Annotated in this window: 8 protein-coding genes; all 8 read left to right on the top strand. The window is 39.5% G+C overall.

The genetic code is table 11. From position 1 onward, the window contains the following. The first annotated feature begins 27 nt into the window (after window positions 1-27). On the top strand, window positions 28-3,012 hold the full coding sequence (locus IEV98_RS21380) for a hypothetical protein (RefSeq protein ID WP_188508094.1): 2,985 nt from the start codon (window positions 28-30) through the stop codon (window positions 3,010-3,012). A 422-nt stretch (window positions 3,013-3,434) separates the two neighbouring features. Continuing rightward, window positions 3,435-3,938: a hypothetical protein gene (locus tag IEV98_RS21385; protein ID WP_188508095.1), complete on the top strand. Its 504-nt coding sequence runs from the start codon at window positions 3,435-3,437 to the stop codon at window positions 3,936-3,938. 373 nt (window positions 3,939-4,311) lie between these two features. After that, window positions 4,312-5,223, top strand: a complete 912-nt coding sequence (locus tag IEV98_RS21390) for an abortive infection family protein (protein WP_188508096.1) — start codon at window positions 4,312-4,314, stop codon at window positions 5,221-5,223. Between the two features lie 515 nt (window positions 5,224-5,738). Beyond that, window positions 5,739-6,791 (top strand): hypothetical protein, encoded by a 1,053-nt coding sequence (locus tag IEV98_RS21395; protein WP_188508097.1) that lies wholly within the window; start codon window positions 5,739-5,741, stop codon window positions 6,789-6,791. 107 nt (window positions 6,792-6,898) lie between these two features. Next, window positions 6,899-7,642, top strand: coding sequence for a TIR domain-containing protein (locus tag IEV98_RS21400; RefSeq protein ID WP_188508098.1), 744 nt, complete (start codon window positions 6,899-6,901; stop codon window positions 7,640-7,642). A 239-nt stretch (window positions 7,643-7,881) separates the two neighbouring features. After that, window positions 7,882-8,859, top strand: a complete 978-nt coding sequence (locus IEV98_RS21405) for an AAA family ATPase (RefSeq protein WP_188508099.1) — start codon at window positions 7,882-7,884, stop codon at window positions 8,857-8,859. A 36-nt stretch (window positions 8,860-8,895) separates the two neighbouring features. Beyond that, the gene (locus IEV98_RS21410) at window positions 8,896-11,400 is read left to right on the top strand and encodes a S8 family peptidase (RefSeq protein ID WP_188508100.1); all 2,505 of its coding nucleotides are present in this window, start codon (window positions 8,896-8,898) and stop codon (window positions 11,398-11,400) included. 643 nt (window positions 11,401-12,043) lie between these two features. Next, the gene (locus IEV98_RS21415) at window positions 12,044-13,219 is read left to right on the top strand and encodes an AbiH family protein (protein WP_188508101.1); all 1,176 of its coding nucleotides are present in this window, start codon (window positions 12,044-12,046) and stop codon (window positions 13,217-13,219) included. Window positions 13,220-13,316: the final 97 nt, after the last annotated feature.

The following is a 13,316-nucleotide window of genomic DNA, read 5'->3' on the forward strand; positions in this document are numbered from 1 at the left end:
GATAAACAACCTTCTTACAATACCTCAATGACGAGAAAACACAACAATTGGCTCCGTTACCAAACAGAAAAAAAAATTGAGCGTTTACATCGTGATTTGTTGTCCGATGCAAAAAGTAAAATTCGGGTCGACAGAATAAATGCCTTATTCAGCTTTGAAAAATGGTATTTAACAGCGTTCATAGCCATTATTTTCTTCTTGATCTGTGGTTTATTTGTATACTTAACTGGGATATGTCTAAAAGACTATGGAGCATTTATAGATCAACGGATTGGGAACCTTTCTACCATTTCAAGTATGTGCCTTGCGGTAATAGCATTTATGATGTCAAACATTGCGATCAAGGATCCTTATGCTTATCGGGTGGTGTTCACGAGCACTAAAATGTATGCAGCTATAATATTTACTTTGAGTTCACTAGCCTGCCTTGTGATACTATCTTCTCTCCGAGAAACTATATCGAGGGATTACTATGACAACCTGGTAATAGGCAGTTCGTTAGTATTTATCATGGTACTTATCGTGATTGGATATCTTTTCAGCAAAGCGATTAACTTCACTAATGCAGAAAAAATAGACAGCTTCATGGTAAAAGAACTTTTATTAAATGCCTCTATGATATTAAAGGAGGGCCTTATGAGGAAATATAGTGGGAAACGCTATTTTGAGGTCATGCGGCAACATGGAGCTAAAGAGTATAAATTAGGAGACCATTTTGATAGGTCTTGGTTTGATTATTCTGTTAGTATAATCAGTGAAGACGAGGTCATAAAAAAAGAACAGGAAGAGCTATTCATTAAAGATATTAATTTGATAGAGTTAGCAAATTATCTAGAGGGAAAAGATAAGCCGTTATATTTCCATCCCTTGCATCTAAATGTACAAACTGATTGGGTCGACAATTATCTGTTCAAAAAAGATCAGGAAACGACTAAGCAAGAAAAAACTATCTTGAGGAAAGCGTTAAAGTTAACGAAACGAATCTGCGAAGTGCCAACAGTGAGCCAAGTCCGTAATCATTTTGATGAAAAGCTTATCCAATACAGCGAAAATGGGAATTCCAAAGCACTGCAAAGGATAATTCATGGAATCACTCAATTATATGATTTGCAGATGAAGTATGGCACGACAGGTGCCTTTGACCTAATGTTGAATTTTAAAGATATATTGCAGAAGGCCTTATTTGCAAGCATCAATAGTAATAATTACTCTTGTTTTGAGATCTTGGTTCGCTTCTTTTTTATCCGTTCTCACGTAGCTTTCGCCCAAGGCGACACTAAAGTCTTTGAAGATCTAATTGATGTCCATACTTACATTTATCTTAAAGCAATTCCACTAAAAGGCAGCTCCGCTTTTCGCGACATTCTAACCCTGGCTTTGGATGGCTCGGGATATTATGATCGATATTTCGATTTGCTATCTCCAAAAGAGCAGAAAGATAGTACTGATGCCAATACCATACGTCTAGCCTTATTGACCTATACAAACTATTCGTCGCTGCTATTCTATATGATACATCATAGAGATGCTTCTGGGATAAAAAATGCTATTAAGCTCTTAGATAAGCAATTTGGAGTTTTTTATGATTATCAAATCAAAGAGAGGATACGCGAATTATTAGAACAACAAAACGATGAAAACTATAGAGAGATAAAAATACTCAAAAAGCGCTATAGAGATTCAAAACTTATACAGACATATAGGCGGCATACCATGTTCGGTCTTAAAGCATGGGTATTTCATTTGGTGCGCAATAATAATTTAAGTAGTACAGAGGCTTTGGGCATTATACGTGAAATGACAATGCGCTATACGGACATGGAAGATGGTTTGGAGGATATTTTCTTTTTTAGAGCCGCCCCTGCTTTAACAGGTTATTTCGGCTGGTTAGGGTGGACATTTCGCACTAATGAGGATGAAGAAACAGCTTTTTCTAATCCAATGGAATGGCTTACGTTTGGTTTTATGGCCGAACAAATTATCCAATATTATCTACCCTTCACAACTGATGAACTGGACTATGAAGAACTTCATGGCATCTCATTCTTAAAACAAGATTTGCTTGGAGCAAAACAATTTTTTATCGAACATTTCGATGACTGGAAAGACCTATTGAAGGTTGTTGATCTTAAAGATTTAGAAGACAAAGCCCAAAAAGTCATTGATTTTTTTGGTTGGCTGGCTATGAATCAGGAAATTGATGAATTGAAAAGGATAGCGAATTCAAAGATGGACAAATCAATCATAACAGAACAAACGGAGAAAGCAAAAATTGCATGGAACAAAAAAGCCCAAATCTTTAGGCTTTTTAAGGAAATAGGGATATCTGAAACGTCTGATACTGGCTTACCGTTTATTGGTCTAACAAAACACTTTTACAAAGATTACAAAAGGTTTTTTATAAAAAAGGGACAACATTTAGATTTTCTACCAAGCATAGCATCACAAGTAGGTCAGGACACTAACGATACTTTTTTCAGAGTTGCGGACAAATCCACCGTGTTGAAAGGAAATAATATATTAAGTATTTTGGTTGAAGGGGTCATTAATTTAGTCGATGAAGGTGTTAACACAGATTGTATTATGATTGAACAATACAATTGGTACATGGATAATGAATTGAGTAAACATGAGGATTTTAGGCCTTATTCGGGGGATATCTCCACTTCACGCCCTAGAATAGTTGGTTGGTTCAAAGAAGCACCCGTCTATGCATTTAGTTCTAATAGTTTGGTCAATCGGGTTATAATTGCGGATTTTAAAAGAGCTTTTAAGATGACATATGCTGCATTATCGGAGAATTTTGTTGATAGCTTAGACATAACGATACAAGAAATTAATAAAGAGAAAGCTAAGACTAAAGTCAAAAGAAGGATCCCTAACGAACAAAATCAAGATGTGATTGAAAAGAAAACACTGGAATTACAAAATGGGGTCGAGTTGACATTAAGAGTCGGGGTCGAGTTCAGTGTTACCGATGAAAAAGCATACGTTATCGGAATGATTAATTAAGATTACATAGCGGAATCTGTATCTTCTACTGTCCTAAAGTTCTAAACGAAGTATTATTTAGGCATTGGCAGAATAATAAGCGAGGACATGCAAAAATCAGTGGAAAACCTCCATCAAGCCAGTAAGAAATAGTGATTGTCATGGACCTTTCAAACAAAGTTTATCAACAATTGTAAGATTTCAACAAAAGTGCATCGTTAAAGTATGATTCCATACCTTTATCATGGTTTGTTGTATTTTCTGGTAATTTTTTGTACAAAGCTAAAAATATTAGTTAATATTGCCGCTACATCTGTTTTAGAGAACATAAGCAATCGATAGGGGTTTTAAATACATGATCAACGGAGACATCATACAATCATTGCCCGCCACTTCGCAAAGCCCCGAACCGTTAGGCATAATTTTAAAAATTCGTTTAGTACATGAAAGATTATATTACAAAAATACCTGCCAACGATATTGAGATAAATTTGTATTGTTTTTTAGGAGAAGCTTTATTGAAAACCCAATTAGCTGAACAAGCTTTAAGTCATTCAATAACTCTTAAAATGAATCCCACAGAAACTAAAGAAAAAGCGAATGAGTTTTTAAAACAAAACCAGTGCTACACTTTCGGTCATGCCATAAAAATCGCGATCAAAGAGCAACTGTACAGTCCATCATTACAAGATTCACTAAACGATTTTTTAAAGCAAAGAAATTGGTTGATTCATAAGGTTATCTGTGGGAATGAAGAAAATTTAAATGCAGGGAATATCAATGAGGAATTATTTAATAAAATTAAATCTATTTCGGATAATGCAGAAATTATTCAACGTTTAATTGAATACGATTTGATTGAATTTTGTTCTTCTCAAGTAAAAAACATGTCCGAAATTCGTAAACTTTTAAAATTACAAGAACAAGGATTAAGAATTCGAAAGTAATTGCACATTACGGCAAACTGTATGTCTAAAATAACCGCATTCATTAAAAAAGCTTCTTAGTTCAAAATCCAAATCTGAATAACTCAAAAAATGAGAGTGTAACTTAAATTGTGTCACTGGATAAACGGATAAAAAACAATAGATTCGTAAATCCGAGTGACAAATGAAAGAGAAAGAACCATTTGATGGAACATATCAAACAACAAAACCTACATGCGCGTTTAGCGGTTTTAGTAACTGAGCATTGTTCCCACTGTTTAAAAATTCTTATAAATCAACTTAGGAAAGCAGAGATCTTCGATAAAATAGTCTGAAAGAAAAACGTAGACAGGAATGAAGCACCAAAATGATAATGTCAAATAGCTGAATCAAGATGGCCAATCAAATACAACCGATAACACGCAGAAACATATTTGACTTCATCCAGGCTGAGGGCATCTGTTGGCACGGACGTTTGGATGAAATCGACTTTTTGAGTAGGATATTCGACCTTGAACAGATGGAGTCTTATGATAGCCGGTTTTCAAATGCTGCAAGTGATATCTGGCAACACCGTGTAAACAATCCGACTGATTGGCCGGACAATTGGGTATATCAGGATAAACGTTTTGATCTCCTGCATTGCGATGATTCAATTTTCCTAAACTTCATATGCGAGATGGCCCACCCACTTGTACGTATTGACCCAACCCAAGTCGTTAGATTGACCCAATTGTACAATGAGGTTCTGTCCGAAGATAACTTCGAAATCGTTGAAAAATCGAAGCTAGCAGGAAAACCAATATTCGTAGGACGGCTTAAAATCACAGGTAAAGAATCTATTGTCCAAAAGGGCCATGAGATAAAATCGTACATGAGTGCGGAATATGTTTCCCAGCAGATAAGCCTAATGGAGTCTTCTATTGAGAGCGCACCTCATGTAGCGATTGGTGTCGCTAAGGAATTAATTGAAACGTGTTGTAAATCCATTCTCGAAGAAAGAGAAATGAAGTACGACAAAGCTTGGGACCTACCGAAATTGATGAAAGAAACCACTAAAACACTGAAACTTACCCCCGAAGATATTCCAAATGAAACGCGAGCTGCATCCTCCATCAAACAAATTCTGGGCAGTTTATCGTCCGTTGTTCAAGGCATTACCGAAGTGAGGAATGAATATGGCAGCGGCCATGGAAAGGATGGCAAATTCAAGGGATTACAACCCCGGCATGCAAAATTAGCTGTAGGTGCCGCTTCGACTTTAGCCATTTACTTGCTGGAGACAAATCGACTCAAGAGTAGCTAACAGAGATTCTTTCTACGTATGTGCGGCCGCGAAACTACTTTATTCAATCTATGCAACCGCCGCTATGGCAGCTGCTGAAGCCGGAGGCTGCCGGATGGTATTGTCCGCCCCAAAGGGTTAGGGGCTATCAACCTAGGACGAAGATAGAAATTACCTCACTAAACTCAAAACTCATTCAACTATTCCCACCCAATTAGCGCCCATATGCTGTTGCTATATGCAGCACGACTATTTTAAAAAATGCTGATTAGCCATTGACCACACAGAACAAGGTAAATATCTTTACATATTAATAGAGGCCATAAACACACTTTGATTTTTGATTTTTAGGGAAATGGCTAGTGCGTAGCCATTTCCCTTACTTTAAGTTTGGATTTCAATATTTAAGTTTTTAATTTTAGCGAAACCAATTGTACAGCCTGGGCCAATGTGAGTAAATTTTGGTCTATGACAAACTAGGTTCTAGTCGGCTAATGTGACCGTTATACTTACTAATATTTTATAAACCCAGTAATATGAATTCAGCAGTTATTGACTTAGAATTAATAGATGAAGGAAATGGAAAAAATCCATTCGAAGACCTCATGGCTCAAGTGGAGAACCTCAGCTTACAAGGTAAATTGGATGTCAACAAGAATGAATTAGAAAAAACGATTCTTTTCCTTGAACGAAAATACCAAGATTTGTCTGATATCGATTATTTAAAATCAAAGATTCTTCTACAAGCTTTTAAGGCTAATGTGATAATTAGCGAACATAATGAAGATAAATCGTTTATTCGGATATCTGATAATTTGACTCAATTAAAAGATCTAAGTGTCGCTCTAACTAATAATGATATAACCGATTTACATAAGTACATACTTTCAGATAATACTGAATTGAATGACAAGTTGGAGGGGGAGATAACTGTGGATTTGTTACAAACGGTATATGATAAAGTTTTTAGAAGCGGTGAATCGAAAAGGAGGAAAAAAGAAGAATGGATTATCGAGATGAATTTTGATGTTCCTACCAATGAAAGACATTTACCTTTAGAATTCTTACACACTTTTATTCAAGGGTTAAACACTGTACATGGCTTATCCGTAACATTAGAAGATATTCATATTGGCTCCATTAAAGCGAGAATAAAAGTCGTCTTTGACGATATCGGCAGTAAAGAGGAAGCAATGGAGCTTCTCGAATCGGCGAGACAGCTTGCTATGGGCAAAATTGAAGAGGATAGGTCTGGAATTGAAAAGATAGAGTCAGAGCAAGTTGACAATAAACGGGGAACATTAACTTCAAAAGAACACGAAAACGGATTAACAGCTGAAGATCTAAAAGAAGTTAAGAAATTGGAAGTTGAATCTCTGCGATATGACATTGAGAGAAAGAGACTGGAAAATGAAGAAAAAAGACTAATTCTATTCAAAAAAAGAAAAGAAGTACTAAAAGAGTTGCTCGCTGAAGGAATAATAGGCCAACGGCAGATGGAAATGTTGATCAAAGGGTTACCGTTTTTGAAAATTGAAGACGGTCGCCTCACTATAGGTGAAAACATTGACATCATTAATGACCTATAGGTTGTCGTCTATATATTGCATTTTTATGTCTGCATATATGTTCCTATTATAAAGTATCCAAAACGGGAATTTACAGTTTAATTTTGAAGTGAATAAACATTGAAATAATGAATAATACGGCCGCCATTGTATTTGCAAAAATTGCAGCATTAAAAAAGAGCTTCGATTCGATCGAATTTAGCCAAACCAGACGAGTAATAGGTAGCCAAGTAAAACACTTATTTCCGTTGTATTCGCAGCTAATAAATGAGATAAAGGAGATAAGACCCGAACTATATTCAGACTTGCCTGAATTAAAAATACCCACTTCCATTGGAAATGGGAGTGCTGGGCCGATTTATGAACAACATGATATAACAGGGTTGGCAAAAAATTTAGATTATATTTTAGAAGTATTTGCAAATTCGAGAATTGGGGAAAATCATGCGGAAATAGAAAGAAAGAATTTTATTTTTATTAGTCACGGTTTGAGCAAGGAATGGTTCAAAGTGCAATCACATTTGGAAAAAGATCTAGGTTATCAGACTATAGAGTTAGCACAACAACCAAATCATGGAAGAACGATTTTGCACAAACTCGCCGAAGAGGCGCAACGTTGTCAGATAGCTATAATAATAATGACAGGCGACGATAAATTCGAGAATAGTGAGATAAGGGCTAGGGAAAACGTGCTACACGAGATTGGATTTTTTCAAGGAAAGCTGGGTCTTGAAAAAGTCGTTTTACTCCACGAAGAAGGGGTCAGCATTCCTAGTAATATACATGGACTTGTATACATAGCGTTTCCCAAAGACACAGTAGAAGCAACTTTTGGCGCTCTTAATAGAGAACTAAAAGTACTAATGATTTGATTATAAAGCTATCTATTTCACCTTTGCTTAACCAATTTGATCGATAGCTTTTTGTCTGGTTGAATAATAAGATCAAAGAACACTCAGATCACGAAATTTGATAAGATAATAGAATAGTATGTTAGCTTTCATTATTCTTGCACATATTTTGTATAGACTAACCGAAAAAAGCGACAATATGTTAACTTTGCTAAGTTGAGCAATACCTAACGAAATAAAAAAGCGACCTTCGATAAAACATGGCAGCGGCAGAACAAATAAAAAGCTTGATACGTTCGTTTGGAACGGGTGATGACGCCCGCTTCTACGCAACAGCCATGCAGATCGCTGCCGATGAAGCCCGTAAAGGGCACACCGCACTGGCTGCAGAATTAAAGAAACTCATCGATAACGCCAAGGCCAACACACCCCAACAAACCATTTTCCGCAAGCTACCCGTCAATGCCGCACAAAAGGAACTAAATGACCTGCTGGAGCTGATCCATCCAGATGTGAGGCTCAAAGACATGGTATTGGCACCTGCTATACACCAAAGCCTACAACGCGTACTGGATGAACAACGGAAGATCGACGTATTGGAGAGCCACGGACTGAAAGCGCGTAAGAAGTTGCTTTTTACTGGAGCACCGGGCTGCGGCAAAACTATGAGCGCCCACATGCTGGCTAGCGAGTTGGCCCTTCCCCTCTTCGTTATCCGATTGGATGGGCTTATAAGCCGCTATATGGGCGAATCCATCGCGAAGCTGCGCTTAGTGTTTGACGCCATGCATGATTTCCGAGCGGTATACTTATTCGATGAATTCGACAGTATCGGAACCACGCGCCATGCCTCCAACGAAGTGGGCGAAATCAAACGCGTATTGAACAGCTTCCTTTTGCAGATTGAAAAGGACGATTCGCGCAGCCTGATCATTGCCGCCACTAATATGCCCGAATCGTTGGACAGCGCTTTGTTCCGCCGGTTCGACGATATCATCCGCTTTCCCCTCCCGACGGAAAGCGACATTGCCCATCTCCTTGAATTAGAGTTGAAAAGTTTCGGATTTTTTCCGATATTTGACATAAGCCAAATTGCCAAAGCCTCCATAGGTTTGAGTTTCGCAGATATGCACCGTATCTGCACGGATATTGCAAAGGATGCTTTGGTATATGGCGAAAATGCCGTATCGCAGGAGCGTGTGCTGCATTACGTTAATGAACGGAAAAACCCGTTTTGAGAAACTGACTTAGCGACTAACTAATTTTATTGGCCTATGCCTGATTTTGACCATCTATTCGTGGACAAACGGTTTTTAAGCGTGCACCCGTATACAACGGGTGGCGGAGGCGCTGGTGTTTTGGCACGAAGTGATATTAACCGGCAGCAACATGGCAATAGTATCCGTGTGCGTTTTAATGAAGCATTACAGGATTTCTGGGAAGGTCGGGACGAACAGGATTTCGTCTATTTGGAGTTCACATCGGCAATTGACTTCGAATTAGATGTCGATAAATTTGACAGTGCAAGAAAGAGCTTTCGCGTCGCCTACGTAAAAAAAACACCATTTACGGATAGCGACGGAAATCAGCATATTGTATATAAAAGCGCGATTTACCTTGACCAAAAAGCCATTGCTGGCTTCCTCAATATGATTGAGGACTACCTAACCAAATACACCTGGCAAAGTGAGCTGGCCGGCAATCCAAAACCGCAATACAATACTCTAGTTAGTAATATTGAAGATATCCAAGCTGCTACGCTGAGAAGTTTCTGGCAGGAAGGCGAGGATGATTTCCCGCCGATAGATCAAGAAGTGTGGTGGGAGGTGTGGCTGGATAACGGTGGCTTGGAAAATGTCATTGACTATTTGACAGTTGCACTGGAACCTTATGATATCCAAATTGGCATACAGTGGCTACACTTCCCTGAACATAGCGTAGGGCTCGTGAAAGGTACCGCCGAGCAATTGAGCGTGTCACTGCTCTATACCAACCGATTGGCCGAATTGCGGAAACCAAGGGAAACGGCGGAGTTTTTCACTGGCTTGGAGCGAGCAGATCAAAATGATTGGGTAGATGACCTGCGCCAACGGGTGGATAATTTGACGGAAGGAAGCACGATATCCGTGTGTCTATTGGATACAGGTGTAAATCGGGGGCATCCGTTATTGGCAGACTTAGTTCCTGAGCATAATCTTGACACGATTATCCCGGAAGCCGGCCGCAATGATAGTGGCAACGGCACGACAGGCCATGGAACACCTATGGCAGGGCTAATGCTGTACGGGGATCTTACAGATGCGTTTGATTCTCAAGACCGAATTCGTGTATACCACCATTTCGAAAGCGTCAAATTAATCAGTCCAGGGAATGCCCATAACCCGCAAAACTATGGCTATGTGACCCAAGAGGCAATGGATCGCGCAGAAATCATCAATTTTGATCATAAACGTGTGTATTGCTTGGCTGTGACCTCGGATACTGTAGAACATGGCGGCGGGCCGACTTCCTGGTCGGCCGCGGTTGACCAGCATGCGTTTGGAAGCGTTGAGCTTCCGAATGACGCACGACTGACGATGGTATCTTCGGGGAACCTCACCGCCGAGCAACTGCAAAATTACCCACAGTCAAATCGGGAAACAAGTATACACGAACCGGCGCAAGCATTTAATGCCATTACGGTTGGCAGCTATACGCAAAAAGATCGTATTGATCTGGATCAATACCCGGGTACTTCTCCCCTCGCACAACGGGGAGCAATGGCACCCAGTAATTCAACAGCTATTGGATGGGACAATAAATGGCCGCGGAAACCGGATATTGTTATGGAGGGCGGCAATTATGCCGAACAACATGGAGCATTACTAGAACCGGATTCGCTTTTTCTACTGTCGACAGCGAAGGGAAGTGTACTGAATCGATGGATTACTACTTTCGGTGACACCAGTGGGGCGACGGCATTAGCGAGCCGACTGGCCGCACGACTGTACTACCGGTATCCAGAATTGCGGCCGGAAACCTTACGTGCGTTAATCGTTCATTCTGCGGAGTGGACACCACAGATGATTGGCATTGCACACGCTAAGATTGGCGACTTGCCACCAGCTGAACGAATCGAGATATTAAAACAAGTTGGATATGGAGTACCTAATCTCAATCGCGCAAGCAATAGCGCCGAGAATGCATTAACATTGATTGCGGAGTCTCAGCTCAAACCGTTTAAATGGGGAGACTCCCGCGTTAAAACGGATGAATTCCATCTATACCAATTACCGTGGCCAACTGATGCTTTATGGGAATTGGGTGCTACAACGGTTCGGCTCAAAATCACGTTATCTTATTTTATCGAACCGAACCCTGGCAACAAGCGTTACGTGGAACCCAATAATTATGCTTCGCACGGGTTACGGTTCAAAATGATTAGCCCGACAGAAAGTCCGGATGCATTCATGGGGCGTGTTAGCGAGGCTATGAAGGACAACGAATACGTCGCTGAGGGCAAAGAGACCGGCTGGCAGCTTGGTGCACAATGCCGAGATAAAGGGTCAGTCCACAAAGATATTTGGGAAGGTACGGCGGCAGACTTAGCTATGAGAAATGCCATCGCTATTCATCCGGTAGGCGGATGGTGGAAAACTCGCAAGAAGTTGAAGCGATATGAAAATACAGTACGCTATAGCTTGGTGGTAAGTATCGAGGCTCCTGACGTGGGTGTGGATATTTATAACCCCGTAGCGCAATTGATAGAGACATTCGTGCCAGTGGAGATTACAACTTAATCTTTAACTACTACATCATTTGTATTCATATGTGTGACCCCGAAGACCAAAAGAAACTGCGCCAATTACAAAAATATCGAACCGCACGCAACGAATATAGGACGATTGCCATTAATCAACTATCCTTCGCGAACAATCTACTGTTAACTTTAGCGGTCGGCTTTTTGCCGTTGGGCATTGATAAAGAAGATTTTAAAACGTTGTCATTTCGGTATACAGACGACCCCTCTGCTGAAAAGGTCTTTCTAGTTCTATTTATCGGGTCCATGACCATTTCAATTTATTGGGGTGTTAAGGTAATGTTTTCACGGCTTTATGATTTTAGGTTAACACGGTATATTTTAAACATTCGTGTCAGGATTCTAGACAAACATAACAAAAGGTTGGGGTATGAAATATTAAGAAACACCACCAAAAGGAATCGGTGTGAGTCACTCAAATTAGTATGGAAGGCACGCTATCATAAGTTCTCTCAGGAAGAAATTGATAGCTTTCCATCTAACCAGAGTGCTTTCAAAAACCACTTTAAAGCGCTTCGAGAAATTGCCCAAGACTTAGGCGATGCATCGATAAAGTGGACGCAGAACCAATCTATCTCGCTTATTATAGGAGTTTTGTTCTTCCTAGCACATTTGTTGCTACTATGAATCGCTTAATATTAATTGGGAACGGTTTCGACCTTGCTCATGGATTGAAAACGAGCTATACGGACTTCCTCATTTGGCATTTCGGTGAATGCTTAAATGAAGCAAACGACAAAGGGGTCTACAAAGATTTGGTAATGACCATAACCAACTCTAGAAAACAGACGGTTATTTGCGACGGAATTTCCAACACATATGAGTTGGTACGCTATCTACACCAACAGGGAAAAGGGGCGCTATTTGAATATCTGAAAGGCAAAGGGTCTTTCCATGTCGGTCGTTCACTTATTGCTAACCATTACATATTGGCTTCAAACTTTTCCAATATTTGGAAAACCTGGATTTCGCAATGGTGTGATGAACGATGGGTTGACATCGAAAATTTATACTACGAAACACTTAAACAACATCTTATTCAAAGGCATCAAAATAGCCAAGCAATGGTTGATGGCGCGAATAACATTTTAGAGTTCCTGCGTGATAGACTCGAAAAATATTTATTGACACTGCCTGCTCCGCTGCCCATTCAAGCATATTATAACTTGTTCATGGAGCCAATTGAAAAGAAGGACATACTTATAAAACCGTACCAACGGAGTTCTCAAAATCCGACGGACATCATGTTTCTAGACTTCAATTATACAGATACTCTCAAAATGTATTTAAAAGATAATACCTTAACATTTAGGGGAGCCAGCAATTCACTAAACAAGCCGAAAGTGGCCCACATACATGGTCGAATCAATGATGAAAACAATCCACTGATTTTCGGCTTCGGGGACGAGTTAGACAACGATTATAGTAAACTGGAGACTGAAAACTTGAAAGGGGTTTTTAAGTTCATCAAATCTTTTGGATATTTTAAAACAGAAAATTATCACAACCTCATCCGCTTTATTGATTCTTCTGATTATCAAGTTTACATAATGGGCCATTCCTGCGGGCTGTCAGACCGAACAATGCTAAACATGATTTTTGAACACCCCCAATGCAAATCAATCAAGATATTTTATCACCAAAACGAGATGGGTAATAATTTCACGACATTGACGGAGGAAATATCTAGACACTTTAGAAACAAGTCGGATATGCGTAAGAAAATTGTCCCGTTTACGAGATCAATACCTATGCCTCAATACAATCAAAATGAATCGCTAACAAATGCTGCGCAATGATCACGAGGTATGAATCTGATTTTCCTAATCCAATCCGCAAAATGCAGATGAGCCGATTGATTTTGAAAAAATAGTCTTCCACATGATGATGTGCTTT

It is taken from the genome of Parapedobacter pyrenivorans, assembly GCF_014636865.1.
GTDB lineage: Bacteria > Bacteroidota > Bacteroidia > Sphingobacteriales > Sphingobacteriaceae > Parapedobacter > Parapedobacter pyrenivorans.